The following is a 16378-nucleotide window of genomic DNA, read 5'->3' as shown; positions in this document are numbered from 1 at the left end:
TTGGGAAAGCCAGACAACGCCTCAACTGCTGTGCCACTGGTGTTGTGGCTTTACCTGGGAGAGAGCTATGCCGCACTCTCCCGCACTCCCGCCTTCCTCGGTCCTGAAATGACAGCTGCGCCGCGGAGAGCAATAGCCACCAGAAGAGCTGCGGGACCGCGCGCGGAGAGCCCCGATGATCTCGCTCGGGCCAACACGAAGATCTGCCAGTAGCCCTCCACGCGCGTTTGGCAAGCTGCCATTACTTAGCATAGGCGTCGACTGTCAACGTAGCGTCAATGCCTGGCCAGGCTTAAAATGTCGCAGCCAGCGGCAGCTGAGCCAGCTCGCCACGCGCCTGATACTTTTCTAGCGTGTCCTGTGCCTCCTGCAGGAGAACACGCACCTTCTCGCGCTGCGCAGGCGATCCCGCTTGCAGCGCCGCCTGAGTCTGGAGCACCTGGATACGTGCCCGCTCTAGTGGCAGCTCCAATTCTTCGGCCAGCCTGGCAGCTTCGTGAAAACGTCGCTCGGCCTCCTCCCAGGCTCCACATGCCGCACGATACCAGGCCCACAAAGCTGCCGCTCGCATTGCTAGTAGTCGGCGTTGCTGACGCTGAGCCGTGGCCAGGGCCGCCTCCAGATAGGGAGCAGCCGCAGCAGGTTGAGCACGCAGCAACCAGATCTCAGCCAGCCAGAGCTGGAGGCGCGTGCGCAGATGGTGATAGCCATACTCATCGATCAGAGCCAGGGCCTCCTCTAGCAGGGCAGTCGCCTCCTCCAGACGCCCTTGACAGCGCGCACAGAGAGCCAGGCCCCCTCGATACCCTGCCTGCCGTTCAAGATTGCCCAGCTCTTCAGCCAGAGCCAGCCCCTGACTAAAAGCTTCGGTTGCGGCACGCCACTCTCCCGCATAGAGATATAGCTCCCCCTGCGTACTTGAGAGATGGAGCAGGGCGCCCAGCAGCTCGTAGGTCTCAGCGATTCTTCGCCCCTCAGCTAAAGACGCCTGAGCCGCCTCCAGTTCTCCCAGGAGGAGATGATGATAGGCCGCATTATTGTAGGAGAGGGCTAGAAAATAATAGTTATGGGTCGCCCGAGCAGCCTCAGCCGCCTCCCCATAGAAGCCCAGAGCCTGACGCAACTGGCCATACTGGGCCGCAATATTGCCTAACTCAAAGAGAGCTGCGCAGAGGTCGCCCAGATTGCCACACTGGCGGAGCGCACGCGCCGCCTCCTGAAGATGCTCCTCGGCAGCTACGAGATCGCTGCCCTCCATTGCCAGCGCCGCGCCAAGCAAGCGCTGACCAGCCGCAAGCAGCGCCAGCCGTTCGCTCTCCTGGAGAGGATCAGGCACCGCCAGCCCGGCTTCAGCGCAAGCAATAGCCTCACGATAGTCATTCATAATCAGCGCCAGCTCCCCCAGCTCGAAATAGGCGCTCTTCCAGGCTACGCGATCATTCAGCTGGCGCGCCAGCATCAAGTAGCGTCGGTACCAGGCAGCTGCCTGCTGGAGCTGTCCCAGGGCACGGTAGACCTGTCCCAGCGCCATCGTCAGGCGCAGCTCCTCCTCCAGAGCGGCTGCCGGGGCCACCAGATCGTAGAGCTGCTGCAAGAAGAGGGCCACCTCCGTGCTGACGTTTTCGCGCGCCAGTTCATCCAGAATCTGCAGTCCATAGCGCCGGGCCCGTTCACTGTCGCCCCCCATCACCGCATGGAGAGCAATCTGCCGCCGCGGAAAATCCTGCTGCAGCGCTGGACACCGTTCCAGAATGGCCGCCAGCTCACGGTGAATCTGCTGCGTCCGCACCTGACTAAGCCGATGCATAACAGCCTCACGCAAGAGCGCATGTGAGAGTCCATAGCAGCGTGGAGCAACCTCTACGAGCAAACCGCGCCAGAGCAACTGATCTATGGTAGCCAAGAGGGGGGTCTCACGCATCTCGGGCATATCCTGCAAAAGGGCCAGAGGCAAGGGCTGATTAGCGATCGCCAGGACCTCCAGCAGCGTGCGCGCCTCGCCATCGAGATCGATCAAGCGCCAGAGTACTAAATCATAAGTGGTTTCGGGAAGAGCATGCATGGCTCGCCAATGCAACCAGCGCCGCACGTCTAGTCGCAGTCCTCCGGCGCTCTCGCTCAGGACCCCATCAGCTTGCAGCTGCCGCAGCAGCTCCAGCAAGATAAAGGGGCTTCCTCCCGAGCGCTCGTATAACCAGGACGGGAAGGTGGAGGCCACCGGCAAGGTCACAATGCCTAGCGCCTCTACCAGCGCTGCCACCGCCTCCGGCGTCAACGGCCCCAGTGAGAGCACCTGCACACGCCCATGTCGTCGCCCGAGCGTCAACAAACGCTGCAAAGCCGGGATCAGCTCAACCGAGGCGCTGGTCCCTATGAGCAGGATCGGCAGCTGGTGAACACGCAGAGCCAGAAAGCCAAAAAGCTGGAGTGTCGAGCTATTGGCCCAATGGAGATCGTCGATCGCCAGGAGCAAGGGAGCCGTCTGCGCCAGGGCCCGCAGCGTCTGCCAGAGGGACCACATAAAGCGCCCCTGTTCCTCGGGTAGAGCGCTTCCGAGAGCGGGTGAGGCCGGCGTTAGCGCATCGGTGAGAGGATCTAAGCCCAGTCCCTGCAGGGCCTCCCAAAAAGGGCCGTAGGCCAGCAATTCATCAAACGGCGAACAGGCCCCTTGCAGCACGATCCAACGCACCGAGAGCGTCTCAAGCCCCGCCATCAGCTCATCCAATAGCCGCGTCTTGCCGCTACCATCCTCACCCTGGACCAGGACAGTTGCCCCCTGACCCGTTCTCGCCACCTGCGCAGCCAGCTTCAGCAGATGGCTCAGCGGTTCCTCACGCCCTACAAAAGGCAGCATCCAGCCAGGCCCTCCAGAAGCAGAGCACCCCGATCCGGCCCTACCAGCTTTGCTACCACCACCGGCACCAGTGATCCGGCGTCTTGTCAAAGCCTCTCTCATGCGCTCCTGGAGATCAACAGGCGGAGGGAGGCCAAGCTCCTGTCGCAGAAATTTCTCGTATTGAGTATACTGCAGCCAGGCCCTGCCGAGAGAGCCAGAGCGCAGAGACAGCTCAATCAGCCGGCGCTGCTCAGCCTCGGAGAACGGGTCTTCGCGGACCAGACGCTGCAGGTATTCTATGGCCTCCTCCCAACGCCCTTCTTGCTCAGCATAGGTCGCCAGGCGGCTCAACGCCGTCAGATAGCTCCGGCTAAGAGCTGCCTCCTCCGCCTGCAGCCACTCATCGAAGAGCGGTGCCCCATTGAGCGTAAAGCCCTGCAATAGCCGCCCGCGGTACAGCTGCACCGCCTCCGCCAGAGCTTGCCTGCTGCCCTCCTGCAAGAGATGCCGGAAACGGTGCAGGTCACACACCAGCAGCTGCTCGGCCAGAGAGACATAGGGGCCATCAACCACCAGCGCCTCAGCCATGCCATACGACTGAAGGGTACGACGAATGACATACAGATTGGAGCGCAGCGAATGGCGGGCGTTATCTTCAGGCACATCGCTCCATAACAAGGCCGCCAGATGCTCACGTGGCTGAGGGCCTTCAGTGGCCGCCAGATAGTAGAGGAGCGCCTGCGCTTTCTGATGATGCAAAACCAAGGGTTTACCGGCAATGCGTACTTCGGGAACACCCAAAAGACGGAAAACCAGCTGCCCGGAAGACATGCTCATAGCTGTACACGGCTGTTTTCAGCTTGCAATGATCCCTTCCCTGCGTTGAGGAAAGCGATTATTTTTCTACTCTATCCCCATCCCTTCACATTTGCAAGAGCATTATTACGGTCCCTGCTCTCTTTCCTCCAGATCCAGCAAGTACATCTTCACAGCCGGCACGGCTGGTCGCCACTCTGCTACAGCCTTTGCCTCTGTCATCTCTGAAAAAACGGAGTCTTTACACAACTGGAAGAGACAACACCATATCTTTTTCCCAATCAACATCTCATCAGCACGCCTGAAAACTACACTTCTTAACGCAGGCGAAAAAGCAGGAACGTGCCACTACATTCTCGGTTCAAAGAAAAGGTTCCGTAACAGGATGCCTCCAGCATGCATAGTCTATCCACCTGGCATAGCCAGTATAGCCGCTCAGGGCAGGAGGAGGCCACGCAGCAGGGACAAGAGGATAACATAGCTAGTCAATTGGCTAGCGACACCCCCTTATGGGGAAAAGAGAGCGTTGCCAGCATGGGGACACTGAAAGAGATGGCCTATCTCGTTCGCCAGGGACCCCTCCCACGCCTACCCTCGCTGAGGTATGTCCCTCTGCGCTACCGAGGTTGGCTTCCTCTGCCGGTGGCCAGGCGCTACCAGTGCCTGGTGATCGGAGTGGCCCAGGGCGTGGCCACCGTGGCCCTGGCTCGCTCAGGCAACGCCGCTTTTTATGCGCTGCTGGAAGAGATCACCGGCTGTACTGTCTTCCCGGTGCTCGTTTCTCCGTCCTCGCTGCGCCTGGCAATCAGGCGCCTTGAGCGCGATCAACGTCACCCGAGTCTCTCTATGCACCCTGCCTATTTTCTCCATCCCCAGCAGTTCAGCACGTTGTCACGCCTCCCACTCCGCTTCTGAGACCAGGTGACTGACAGCTGCAGCCTCTCTGGCATCACCGCATTTCAACCAGCATAAGCATCAGGCAAAAACCGGTGGGTGCTATTGTGCTTCTTGAAAAGAGGCAGGGCAGCCACCTACCCTGGCGACACATCACTGCTTGGCTCGCTTGCTACGGTAGCTGCCACCACGGCTATTTCAGGAGGCTGGCTTCTATGCACATACCACTGGTGGACCTGCAGGCGCAGTATCAGACGATCAAGGAGGAGGTCCAGGCAGCCCTGGATGAGGTTCTGGCCGACATGGAGTTATTCCTCGGACCGCGTACCCTTGCTTTCGAGGAGGCATTTGCCACCTACTGCGGCTGCCGCTACGGCATCGGGGTTTCATCGGGCACCGATGCCCTGACGCTGGCCCTGCGTGCCTGTGGCATCGGCCCCGGCGATGAGGTAATCACCGTAGCCAATACTTTTATCGCTACCATTGAGGCAATCGCCCAGGTCGGGGCCAGGCCGGTCTTTGTGGATATCGATCCCCAAACGTATACGCTTGATCCCGCACAGGTCAGCGCAGCTCTGACACCCCGCACGCGCGCGCTGTTGCCCGTGCATCTCTATGGCCATCCCGCTGAAATGGAGCCGCTGCTGGCTATTGCGCGCCGCGCCGGGTTGCGCGTTATCGAAGATGCCTCTCAGGCTCACGGCGCTACCTACCAGGGTCGCCGCGTTGGCAGCCTGGGCGATATCGGCTGCTTCAGTCTCTACTATAGTAAAAATCTGGGTGCCTATGGCGAGGCCGGCATCTGCGTGACCAACGATGCAGCGCTGGCGGAGCGCCTGCGTATGCTGCGCGATCACGGCTCACGCGTCCGCTATCACCATGAGCTATTGGGCAGTAACGCCCGCCTCGATGAGCTGCAGGCCGCAGTGCTGCTCGTGAAGCTGCGCTATCTGGAACGCTGGAACGCCGCTCGCCAGTCACATGCTCACTTCTACAGCGAGCACCTGCACACAGCCGTGGCGGCCCTACCCGTGACAAGGGCCTGGGCTACCCATGTCTATTGCTACTATGTGATCCAGGTTGAGCAGCGCGATCAATTTCGTCGCTTGCTGGAGCAGGCGGGCATCAGCACCGGTATCCACTATCCGCATCCTTTGCATCTACAGCCAGCCTGCTCCTATCTCGGCTATCAACGCGGGGATCTCCCACAGACCGAGGCCTGTGCTGCTCGCGTTGTCTCGCTGCCAATGTATCCCGAGCTAACGGAGCAGCAGCTGACTTATGTGGTGGAGACGGTCCACAAAAGCCTGGCGCAGTGCACATCTGTAGCTGACCGCTAGGCTGTTTACGCCGCTCCTGGCCAGGCTGGAGGGAACGAGAAGGCCCCGGCCCCACCATCCTTGGCCAGCCTTCTGGCCCTCGGTTGGGCCTCCCTGCGAGGTGACCCACAGCGCTACGGCCCAGAGCACAAGACCGTCGTTTGCCCGGCACGTGCTGCTGACAGGGACGTCAGCCCGCGCCGTTATCACTACCTGGTAGTAAGCTCAATCTCGCCTGACCCAGCTGTCGACTGGTTGTCATTGGCCAGGGCTATGTATGGTTCACGGAATGGAAGAGGTAGACCGTTATGGAAACACTGCGCTTCGCTATCATAGGCTGGGGGTATTGGGGTCCCCGACTGGCACGCAACCTTGAGTCGCTCCCCTATGCCAGCGTCACTTTGATTGCCGATAGCAATCCCGCCTGCCAGTTTTCACCCGCTCTGCGCCATCATCCGCGGGCTCGCTTTACTACCTCCGTGGAGGAGGTCTATCGCTCCGACGTGGATGCCGTCATCGTTGCCACTCCAGTGAGTACCCACTACACTTTTGCTCGCGCTGCCTTGCAACACAATAAACACGTCCTAGTCGAAAAGCCTTTGACCGCGAGCGTGATCGAGGCTGAGGAGCTGGTCCGCCTGGCCCAGGAACGACAGCGCATCCTGATGGTCGGTCATACCTTCGAGTACAGCCCGGCTGTCAATGAGCTGCGCAAGCTGATCCGCAATAATGATCTGGGCAGGATCTATTGTTTCGAGGCTATCCGCGTGAATCTGGGTCTCTTTCGTCAGGACACCAATGTCATTTGGGATCTCGCCCCACATGACATCTCCATTTTGCTCTATCTGCTCAATGAGAAGCCAGCAGAGGTGCGCGTGCAGGCCCACGCCCATATCCAACCACGTATCCCAGATATCGCTCATCTCGATCTGACTTTCGCCAGCGGCATGACGGCCCATATTCATGTGAGCTGGCTCCACCCCTGCAAGATCCGCCGCGTCACCATCATCGGCGACCAGCGCATGGCGGTTTATGACGATACAAACCCCGCCGAGATGCTCAAGATCTATAACAAGGGGGCTGATGTACACGCCGATCCAGTTGTCTCCTACCGCAACGGCGAAATCACCATTCCACATATCGACTGGGTTGAGCCACTCCGCCTGGAGTGTGAGGACTTCGCCGAGGCGATCCGCACAGGCAGGCAGCCGCGTGCAAATGGCCTGGTTGGACTGGAGGTCGTCCGCATTCTGGCAGCAGCTCAGCAAGAACTGGCCCACCAAACACGCCAGCCTCTGACAGTGGTCAGCCCGGCCAGCTAGGTTCAGAGCAGCACAGCAGAGGCCTTATGCACTTCTTTTTGAACCCAAGCGCGCTGAATCAGGGAAGGAAGCAAAGTCGCAATGAATCTGGTCGCCTTTTCTTTGCGCACGAAAGGCGCGCATAATTTTCTGCGTCGCCTTTGGACAGTCTTCGCTCGCTTTGGCCTGACGGAGCATCGCACTGCCCGCTCCTTGCAGGCCCTGGTAGCAACGCTGCGTCAGTATGGAGCCTATCCTACCTTCTTTATCCCCGCCGTGGTGCTGCGTCGCCACGTTTCCCTGCTGCGCCAGATCGCTGCCAGCGGTGCCGAAATCGGGATTCACGGCTACGTCCACAACGATTATCGCACCTTGACACGCCAGGAGCAGGAGCGCCAAACACGCCTGGCCATCACCGTCTTCAGCAATAGCCAGATCTCCTTCGCCGGCTTCCGCAACCCTTACCTGGGCTGGACCGAGGAGGCGCTGGCGATCTTCGCCTCGCTGGGCTTCACCTATGAAAGTAATGAGGCGGTCATTCACGATGTGATCGATCTGGAAACTCTCTCACCTCTGCTGCGTAGCGGCTATGAGAAATCCCTGCATTTGTTTCAAGCAGTACCCCCGAGTATCTATGACCTGCGCCCACATTGCGAAGGATCGCTGGTGCGCCTGCCCACGAGCATTCCCGATGATGAAATGCTCTTCGACCGCCTGCGCATCACCGACCCGCAACGCATCGCCGCCATCTGGTCCGCGGTCATGGCGCGCGTCTACACCCTGGGTGGTCTATACACACTCAACCTCCATCCTGAGCGGGGTCTACTCTGCCAGGCCGCCCTCCACGACCTACTCGACTATGCCACCCATCAGCCGGAACCAGTCTGGATCGCTCGCCTGGAGGAGATTGCTCGCTGGTGGCGCGAGCGCTCCCGGTTCCGCTTCGAATTTACCCCCGCTGGCCCTCAACGATGGCAGGTTTGCCTGCTCAGCACGCCTCGCGCCCACGTTCAGATCCGACAGCTCACGGTGCTCGCCCGCTCCACTACAAGCACCGACAAGCAGACGGCTCCAGGGGAACTGCAACGACAAGAGTGGCTTGTTGAGGCCGAGCGCTGTCCCGCCATTGCTCTCTCGCCAGCGACTCCGCCAGCAGTCATGGCCTTCCTCCAAGAGCAGGGCTACGCTGTGACTCAGGCCAGCCCCGAGGAGGCCACCACTTACAGCCTTTTTCTGGATCTGCCCGCCGGCCTGGGAGCTTCTCCCAGGGAGCAGCGGGAGCACCGCCGCCAGCTCGTTGACCAGCTCGAAGCACTGTCGGCACCGCTGCTGTCTTTCGCCCCCTGGCCCGCCCCCTATCGCGCCGCTCTGGCCATCAGCAGTGATATTGACTCGGTAACAATTCAGGACTTCTTCCTCCGCATCGTTGAGGTTGCCCGCGCCAGTCGTCTCTCTCTATAACTAGCCCTGACACACAGGACAGTGAAGGCTCATGGACCAGATTGGACCAAAGGAGGAAGGGGGAACAGGCAGTTTCGTAGAACAGCGGAAAGAGCGACACGCTGGCATCGTCTGGCGCTCCTGGTTCTTAAGTCAGCAAGAATACTCACCAGCTACTTCATCTGTAAAAAATTTCGATCTACTACGTCCATACTTAGGGGGTTAACGAAATGACCTTGACTAGAGCCATGAGGAAAAGGATAAGCGTATGCCGCCTCAAGAAAGACAGCAGTTGTCTTTTTACAGGAGGACTCAGCGCGTAGTCATCGCCCATGAAGCTGATATCTTCTGCCGAGGGCTGCACAGTCTGCTGGCAACCAGTGAGGGGTTCGAAGTGCTCGCGGAGGTTAATTCTTGCGCCGCTCTGCTAGAGACCGTAGCGACGACCACCGTGGATACGGTTCTTATCGATTGCCTGTTGGCAGATGGCGATTGCATCGAACTGACACGCCGCCTGAATGAAGCACCCTCACCTCCTCATGTGGTTCTGCTCGCCTCCCGTATCAACGATGAATTGCTCCTGCGCGCCTTGCTCAACGGCGCCAGTGGCTACCTGACCAAGGATACCCCTGGTCACCAGGTGCTTGCCTGTCTGGAAGGACTGCACAAGGGCGAGCTGGCACTGACCCCCCATGTGGCCAGCGCAGCTATCCGTCTGTTGATCTGGGAGTGCTACCGCCTGGCCGCTACCTTGTCTGCGACCACCTCCGCCACTGGCCCGGCGGCAGTCGCTATGGATCAGACTCAGGCTGGCTCTCCACAATACCACTCCGAGCCAGCTTCCACAGAATCTCGCAGGTCAGCGGCCCTGCCTCACCTGACCGAGCAGGAGCAGAAAATTCTTCGCCTCCTGCGACTCGGTCTGAGCAATAAGCAGATCGCCGCCCGCCTCTCGATCTCTCCCTACACAGTAGGGAAGCATGTCCAGCATATTCTGCGCAAGCTCGGGGCCAGCAATCGCACGCAAGCTGCCTCCCATCCCTCATTTGAGGGGCCTCAAATAAGGGATGAGCAGTAATTATTGACAAGTTACTGCTTTTTAGAATACTTCACTTGAGGAGTTGTAAACCTACAGGTCATTGTGTTTTAATATTAGGGAGTCAAGCGTTCCCAGAAGGCAAAATCTTCTACTATACGAAATCCGGTAGAGTATCGGCAGCTATGAGAACGGGGTATTTTGATGAAATTGCTTATTGTTGATGAAGACCGTGATCTTGTTGAAATGCTGACAGGCTGGTTAAAGACACTGGGGCATGAGGTGCGACGCGCTTATTCCGGTGAGCAGGCACGTCGTGAGTGGGAAGAGCACAAACCAGACCTGGTGATTCTGGATACGGCTCTTAAAGACACCGATGCTCTCGCCATGTGCCGCGAGATGCGGACGCGGCACGATGCCCTTGTGCTGGTTATCTCCCAAGAGCGGGACATCCACAATGAGATCCAGTGCCTGGAGGGAGGTGCGGATGATTATCTGCGCAAGCCTTTCTTCCCGGCTCAGCTCCTGGCACGCATTCGAGCTGTCAGCCGGCGTGGGCGGTCAACCCTTCTCTTACGCCCCCCGGCTGTCATCACCGTTGGCCCCCTTTCCATCGACTCGCTCCACAACGAGGCACGCATCTCTGGTAAAACAGTGCATCTCACACCCACCGAAAGCAAGCTACTGCATCTTCTAGCAGTCAATGCCAATAATGTCTGTACAGCAGGGCAGATTGTGGCCCACATCTGGGGCTATGGGAACGACGGGGATGCCAGTCTGATCAAAGCCCATATTCACCATCTTCGACAGAAAATCGAGCCAGACCCGGCTAATCCGCGCTACATTCTAACCGTACCAGGTGTTGGCTACACATTAGTACGCCACCCTGACAAGGCCGAGGCCCCGGCTAGCTCTCCTGGACACGCACAACGAGCCTCCGGCTAAGCCGGCCAGGTGCCGCGGTTGTCTGGCTAGAGACACTCGCCCCCGCTGGCCCCGCTTTCCCGCCTCGCGCGAGCTGGGCCAGTCGCGTGGTGCCTCTCTCGCCTGCTGTGTCTCGAAGCACGCTGTCTCACGGCCAGAGGCCAGGCAAAGGATCAGGGGGGACACTAGCGACTCGGCCCAAGAGCCAGCAGGGAACGCTTAGCATCAGCCGGGCAGGCAGGAGAGCAAAGAGATAGATCGAAAGAGACCTTTCTCTGCCTGGCTCCTCTGCTTGCCCCTCTCGTCTCACTGTCACTCGATCGCAGGGCGCCTGTGCGGTCGCAATCTTTGCCTGGGCTTTGGGGTCTGTCGCATTCTTCCCCTGCCCCCTATCCCAGGTAGCGATAGAGCAGCCCTCCGAGAGGACCACTCACCCGGAGCGGTAGCACCCGCCAGCAGCTCGTCAATAGACGATAGACACGGCTCTCCTCGGAGGTACTAACCGGACCGGCCTGGCGCGGGTAATAATAATAGGGCAGCGGCACCTTCTCAGCTCCCCAGCGACGCTTGAACTCCATCAAGCCCTGATTCGCACAGGCTGTGCGCCCGAGGTCCAGCACCCTGAATCCCTCTTTGCACGCCTGCTCAATTGCCTGCCACATCAACAGATTATTGGGTGCCAGCTGCAGATAGCCTTCGTGCGAGGCCCCATAGGCATAGCGCAGCGTTCCGCCCGCTGCCAGGAAGATCATGCCAGCGATCGGCTGTCCCTCATACTCCGCCAGCCATAGCCGCAGCCGTCCGCTGCGTGCAAAAGTCTCCCACAGCTCCAGAAAGAAACGCCGCGGCTGAGCCGGCAAGCCATGTTTCTTACAGCGCGTGCGCAGATGGAGCTGATAATAGCTCAGCATCTCCTCGCGGCGCTCTGCCAGGCGCACCTGAACCCCTAACTGGGCAGCCTTGCGTACTTGACGCTGTACCGGCTTACGCAGCTGGGACCACATCATCTGGGCATCCCTCGCTAGTGGGAGCAGCCAGCGCACATAGAGATCGCTGGTCACAAAGCGACTGTCCGCCTGTAGCAACTCACTGGGGCCACAGCGCAGCTCTAAGCAGTCCGCCCTCTGATCCGCAGTCAGGGCTAGCGCCTGATCAAGCAGAGCCTGGGCATGCTCCGCGCTGTCAGCCAGGAGCGGGCAGTAATCCGAAAAAGGGAAGGCCACTAATCGTCGGCTTCCCGGACGGTTCTGCACGAGACAGAGAGGCAAAAAGCCGCAGAGCTGGCCAGCCTCATTGCGCAGCTCCAAAGGCAGCAGTTTGTAGCCATAGAGGCGGCTAATCAACTCCAGCCACTCTGGCATGAGATAAAAGGTCTCACTGGCCTCCTGCGCCAAGGCCGGCGACCACGTCTGCGAAAGAGAGCGCGTTGCCTGCGTCATCATCATTGCTCCTAGCCCGTGCTAGCCTGGTAGCCATCTTCCCCTCTGCCCCCACTGCCACCAGTCAGCGGGGTGGGTGCGAGCACACTTTGATCTCCGGCCAGACATCCAGCTACCAGCACGTGTACAACAAGGGCCTCCCTCGCTGGCCTCGCCATCTGGCTAGAGAAGCGAGTCGCGTAAGAGCGGCCTTCTCCCTAAAAGCTCCTCCTCAGCAAGGAGGGTCGTCAGACGCTCCTGGCAGCGCTCCCAGGAATAAACCTGCTCCACCAGTCGTCTGCCAGACTCAGCTAACGCCTGCCGGCGCCTGGCATCTTCCAAGAGCAAGATCACTGCTCTCACAAAGTCACCGGGGGTATCGGCGAGCAACAGATGGCGACCAGAGGCCACGGCCAGGCCTTCAGCCCCTAACGTCGTTGAGACCACTGCCTTTTTCATCGCCAGCGCTTCTAGAATTTTGAGCCGCGTCCCGCTGCCGATACGCAATGGCACCACGACAACACTGGCGCGAGCGAGATAGGGACGCACATCGGGTACTGTACCGGTGACTGTCACCCCGGGCAGTCTGGCCAGCCGCTGTACCGAGCGGGGCGGATTGCGCCCCACAATCCACCACTCAGCCGCAGGCATCCGCTCGCGGATGAGCGGCCAGCATTGGCGCGCGAAGCAGAGAACGGCCTGCTCATTGGGATAATAGTCCAGCGAGCCGGTGAAAACGATCCGCTGTCCCTCCTCCTCGTCCGTAGAGGCAGGAGCAAAGAAGGAGAGATCCACCCCATTGGGAACGACTCCAACACGAGCTTGTGGAAGCAGCTCTTGTAAGAGCTGACGCTCGCGCTCGCTGGCTACCAAGACAGCAGCCGCCTGCTGACAGCAAGCCAGCTCGCGTGGCTTGACCAGGCGATACTCACGCCCGTTATACCATCTGCGTAACCAGCTCCTCTCAGCGAGATAGGTGCGATAGAGCAGCTCATACTCAAGGTTATGCTGCAAAATAAGCAAGGGCAGAGAAGCAGGAAGACGCAGGCCAGCCGCGGTGAGAGCCCCATCGACATAGACCGCCTGATAGGCATCGGTGGCCAGGGCACGATCAAGCGCGGCCTGTAAACCAGGCGGACAACGGTCAGCGATGGCACTTGATTCTCCCCGCACCACATTAAGCGCCTGTCGCCAGCGGCGCCAGCGTGAGGCCGGAGACGCGACCAGGTCGACACTCTGCAACTGCTCTAGCAACGGCCCGCAGCACACTGTTTCCTGCGACTTCTCTCCGCGGCTCAGCGCGATAAGCGAAACAGAATATTTGTTCGCCAGCGCCTTTAAAACATAGAAGCTGCGCGCTCCACCCCCCCAGGTTGGAGCAGGAATATAAGGGATCACCGCCAATAGCTTCATCAAGGTACCTCTCTCGCTCGACGCTGCCGGCCAGCGCTATAGGCAAGGCGCACTGGCTTCTCCGGGTAGATACTCCTTTCAGGCCGGCTGCCATTGCAACCGAGCACCTGGAGACGCAGGCGCTCGGTGCGGGAGCCGCTGCACCCACAACCTTTTCATGGCTGTTGCTTATCAGCCAAGGAACCTGCCCAGTCAGTAAGGATAGCGCTTGCTGATCGCGGAACGGTTGACCTTTCGGTCAAGAATGTGTTCCTGAAGAGGCCAGGAAGTGCATATTCGCAATCGAAAGAGGAGCGCTTGCTATCTCTACCAATTCACATAACCCTTCTCGCCATCACGACATCTTCTTCACCAGAAGAAACATCGCTTCCCAACGCACAAGCAGTATCCTGTCAGAGACAGTAAGACCGCACTCGCCAGCAGGCCGCATTGACTGATGGCCTGCGGCGATCAGTTGCGAGAGAGGGAGGGTGCTTGCGTGAGCAACGACACCACAGTCGTCATCGGCGCCGGACCATACGGGCTCTCGATCGGCGCTTATCTGAAGGGGCGCGCCCAGCCCGCCCTGGTCTTTGGCCGTACAATGGAGTTTTGGCAGCAAATGCCCACTGGCTTTCACCTGAAGTCAGTCTGGAGCGCCTCGACGCTCTTCGACCCGGATGGTCGCTATAGTCTGGATCGCTACTGCACCGCCACCAGCACACCACGCCAGGAGCCGTTGCCGATCACGCTCTTTCTGAGCTATTGCTGCTGGTTCCAGCGTCAGGCGGTTCCAGATGTAGACCCGACCTATATCACCAGGCTGGCTCGCGATGGTGAAACATTCGTGCTTGAGCTAGCAGATGGCCGCTCCCTGAGAGCGAGGCGCGTTGTGGTCGCCAGCGGGATTGCCCCGTTCTGCTACGTGCCTGAGTTCGCTCGTCACCTGCCGCCCGAGCTGGCTTCTCATACGCAGGCCCACCGAGATTTCTCCAGCTTTGCGAATCGCGAGGTGGCTATCGTTGGACGCGGCCAGAGCGCCCTGGAATGCGCCGCCCTGCTCCATGAGGCAGGAGCCAGCGTGGAATTGATCGCCCGCGGTCCGGTGATTTGGATTAACCGCGCGCTCTACCACCGCACTGGTCCGGCCCGCCGCATCTTTTATCCCCCCAGCGATGTCGGACCCCCGGGCCTCAACTGGCTAGTCGCCTCGCCGCTGCTCTTCCGCCTCTTCCCCGAGAAGACGCGCTATGCCCTCGACCGCCGTGCAGTCCGACCAGCAGGAGCAGAATGGTTGCGCCCACGGGTAGAGGGTCATGTCCGTATCACGGATACGGCGGAGGTCGTGAAGGCCTCTCCTCGCGGCGAGCGCCTGGAGCTGACGCTCAGCGACGGGAGTACGCGCCAGGTCGACCACCTCTTCCTGGGCACTGGCTATCGCCCGAATATTCATAAGCTGACTTACCTTGACGAAGCTTTGCGGGCGCAGATCCTGGCCCGCGATGGCTATCCCGTGCTCAACGAGTGGTTCGAGTCGTCGGTGCCTCGCCTCCACTTCGCTGGCGCACTGGCCAATCACAGTTTTGGACCAATCTGCCGTTTCGTGGCCGGGGCGAAAATCCCCGCTCGCCAGATCTTGCGCTGCGTCCAGCGCGACCGCCGCTTCGCTTAGCTTCGGCTCAGTGCCTTGCCTTTCTTGAAGCTGGCCACCGCGCTATTCTAGGTCGGTAGGTACGCTGATGCCTGGTAGATCTGTTGAGGGGGGAGAGAAGAGACTCCCCCCTGTTTTGATCCTGGGAAGCGATTTCAAAGCTCTGGGAGTCGCGCGCCGCTTGGGCCGCCGGGGCATCGCTTGCACAGTGCTCGATGCCGTGCCACGCTCTGCGTGGTTCTCACGCTATACGCGCCAGCGTATTCGCTGGCCCGGCTCCCTCGGCGACGAGAGGCTGCTGACATTCTTGCTTTCCTCTGAACCCGCCAGCAGTCTGCAGGGCGCCGTCCTTTTCCCTATGCAGGATGAGGCCGTCGAGCTGATTAGCCGCCACCATACAGAACTGGCTCGCCTTTACCGGCTCACAACACCGCCCTGGGAGGTGGCTCGCTGGGCCCTCGATAAACGCTTGACTTATCGCATGGCCCAGGAGCTGGATATCCCGGCACCACGCACCTGGTACCCCACCGATGAGCAGGCCCTGGCAGACCTCGATCTCCAGTTTCCTGTGATCGTGAAACCGGCCATCTCGGTCCATCTGCAATATACGTTGCGCCTCAAGGCTCTGGAAGCACGGAGCCATGCTGAGCTGCTAAGCGCCTATCGCCAGGCCCGCACAGTCCTGGAGGCCGACGAGATCTTGCTTCAGGAGCTTATCCCCGGTGGAGGCCAGCTTCAGTATTCGCTGGGCGCTTTCTGCGAGAACGGCCAGCTGCTCTACGCGTTGACCGCCCGCCGCCGCCGCCAATATCCAATCGACTATGGCCTTGGCTCTAGCTTCGTAGAGGCGGTCGAGGTCCCAGCTCTCTATCCTTTGGCAGAGAAGCTGCTCCGCTTCATGGGCGCAAGCGGCATGGTCGAGGTCGAGTTTAAGCTTGATCCTCGCGATGAGCGCTATAAGCTGCTCGATATCAATCTGCGCCCCTGGGGCTGGCATACGCTCTGCGTGGCCTGCGGCCTGGACCTGCCCTACCTGCAGTATTGCCAGGCTATCGGCCAAGCTAGCGATTCTCCCGGCCCTATCCGCTATGGCGTTCGCTGGCTGCGCCTCTTGACCGACCTGCCCGCCGGCCTCCAGGAGATACGCGCTGGCCTCTCCAGCCCCCTGGCTTATCTCCGTTCACTGGTCGGTCCTACAACCTTCTCCGTCTTCTCTTTGACCGATCCTTTGCCCGCCGTCGGCGATTTGCTCGTCGCCTTGCTACGCGTCAGCCGCCTCCAGGCCCCTCACCCCGCTCCCTGTCCTCCCGCCACTCTCCCTCAAGAGGCAGCGCCCCCAGCACGCTAAAGC

11 protein-coding genes are annotated in these 16378 nt (G+C 60.0%); 8 read left to right on the top strand and 3 right to left on the bottom strand.

The window, feature by feature from the left end:
* Window positions 1–292: 292 nt before the first annotated feature.
* Window positions 293–3673 (bottom strand): AAA family ATPase, encoded by a 3381-nt coding sequence (locus IRZ31_RS00795; protein ID WP_297148497.1) that lies wholly within the window; start codon window positions 3671–3673, stop codon window positions 293–295.
* A 513-nt stretch (window positions 3674–4186) separates the two neighbouring features.
* Here IRZ31_RS00795 and IRZ31_RS00790 point away from each other — a divergent pair.
* The 6 genes from IRZ31_RS00790 (at window position 4187) to IRZ31_RS00765 (ending at window position 10587) form a co-directional block, all read left to right on the top strand.
* A complete protein-coding gene (locus IRZ31_RS00790; protein WP_297148495.1) occupies window positions 4187–4567 on the top strand; it encodes a hypothetical protein in 381 nt (126 codons plus the stop codon).
* 194 nt (window positions 4568–4761) lie between these two features.
* Complete coding sequence (locus IRZ31_RS00785) at window positions 4762–5886, top strand: DegT/DnrJ/EryC1/StrS family aminotransferase (RefSeq protein WP_297148493.1); 1125 nt, start codon at window positions 4762–4764, stop codon at window positions 5884–5886.
* Window positions 5887–6173: 287 nt separating this feature from the next.
* On the top strand, window positions 6174–7187 hold the full coding sequence (locus IRZ31_RS00780) for a Gfo/Idh/MocA family oxidoreductase (RefSeq protein ID WP_297148492.1): 1014 nt from the start codon (window positions 6174–6176) through the stop codon (window positions 7185–7187).
* A gap of 81 nt (window positions 7188–7268) precedes the next feature.
* A complete protein-coding gene (locus tag IRZ31_RS00775) occupies window positions 7269–8627 on the top strand; it encodes a polysaccharide deacetylase family protein (RefSeq protein WP_297148491.1) in 1359 nt (452 codons plus the stop codon).
* Window positions 8628–8874: 247 nt separating this feature from the next.
* On the top strand, window positions 8875–9684 hold the full coding sequence (locus tag IRZ31_RS00770; RefSeq protein ID WP_297148489.1) for a response regulator transcription factor: 810 nt from the start codon (window positions 8875–8877) through the stop codon (window positions 9682–9684).
* A 162-nt stretch (window positions 9685–9846) separates the two neighbouring features.
* Window positions 9847–10587: a response regulator transcription factor gene (locus IRZ31_RS00765; RefSeq protein ID WP_297148487.1), complete on the top strand. Its 741-nt coding sequence runs from the start codon at window positions 9847–9849 to the stop codon at window positions 10585–10587.
* Between the two features lie 368 nt (window positions 10588–10955).
* Here the strand turns inward: IRZ31_RS00765 and IRZ31_RS00760 are convergent, their stop codons facing one another.
* Window positions 10956–12011: a GNAT family N-acetyltransferase gene (locus IRZ31_RS00760; RefSeq protein WP_297148485.1), complete on the bottom strand. Its 1056-nt coding sequence runs from the start codon at window positions 12009–12011 to the stop codon at window positions 10956–10958.
* 156 nt (window positions 12012–12167) lie between these two features.
* Entirely contained in the window at window positions 12168–13397 is a 1230-nt protein-coding gene (locus IRZ31_RS00755; protein ID WP_297148483.1) for a glycosyltransferase, read from the bottom strand.
* A gap of 478 nt (window positions 13398–13875) precedes the next feature.
* Here IRZ31_RS00755 and IRZ31_RS00750 point away from each other — a divergent pair, with 478 nt between their 5' ends.
* Entirely contained in the window at window positions 13876–15048 is a 1173-nt protein-coding gene (locus IRZ31_RS00750) for an FAD-dependent oxidoreductase (RefSeq protein ID WP_297148481.1), read from the top strand.
* Between the two features lie 115 nt (window positions 15049–15163).
* On the top strand, window positions 15164–16375 hold the full coding sequence (locus IRZ31_RS00745; protein ID WP_297148479.1) for an ATP-grasp domain-containing protein: 1212 nt from the start codon (window positions 15164–15166) through the stop codon (window positions 16373–16375).
* Window positions 16376–16378 lie beyond the last annotated feature (3 nt).

It is taken from the genome of Thermogemmatispora sp. (assembly GCF_019683635.1).
Classification (GTDB): Bacteria; Chloroflexota; Ktedonobacteria; order Ktedonobacterales; family Ktedonobacteraceae; genus Thermogemmatispora.
This window is presented reverse-complemented; position numbering and strand designations above follow the sequence as displayed.

Coding starts and splice junctions, on each gene's coding strand:
- IRZ31_RS00795 (WP_297148497.1), bottom strand. CDS start 3,673: ATGAGCATGTCTTCCGGGCAGCTGGTTTTCCGTCTTTTGGGTGTTCCC.
- IRZ31_RS00790 (WP_297148495.1), top strand. CDS start 4,187: ATGGGGACACTGAAAGAGATGGCCTATCTCGTTCGCCAGGGACCCCTC.
- IRZ31_RS00785 (WP_297148493.1), top strand. CDS start 4,762: ATGCACATACCACTGGTGGACCTGCAGGCGCAGTATCAGACGATCAAG.
- IRZ31_RS00780 (WP_297148492.1), top strand. CDS start 6,174: ATGGAAACACTGCGCTTCGCTATCATAGGCTGGGGGTATTGGGGTCCC.
- IRZ31_RS00775 (WP_297148491.1), top strand. CDS start 7,269: ATGAATCTGGTCGCCTTTTCTTTGCGCACGAAAGGCGCGCATAATTTT.
- IRZ31_RS00770 (WP_297148489.1), top strand. CDS start 8,875: ATGCCGCCTCAAGAAAGACAGCAGTTGTCTTTTTACAGGAGGACTCAG.
- IRZ31_RS00765 (WP_297148487.1), top strand. CDS start 9,847: ATGAAATTGCTTATTGTTGATGAAGACCGTGATCTTGTTGAAATGCTG.
- IRZ31_RS00760 (WP_297148485.1), bottom strand. CDS start 12,011: ATGATGATGACGCAGGCAACGCGCTCTCTTTCGCAGACGTGGTCGCCG.
- IRZ31_RS00755 (WP_297148483.1), bottom strand. CDS start 13,397: ATGAAGCTATTGGCGGTGATCCCTTATATTCCTGCTCCAACCTGGGGG.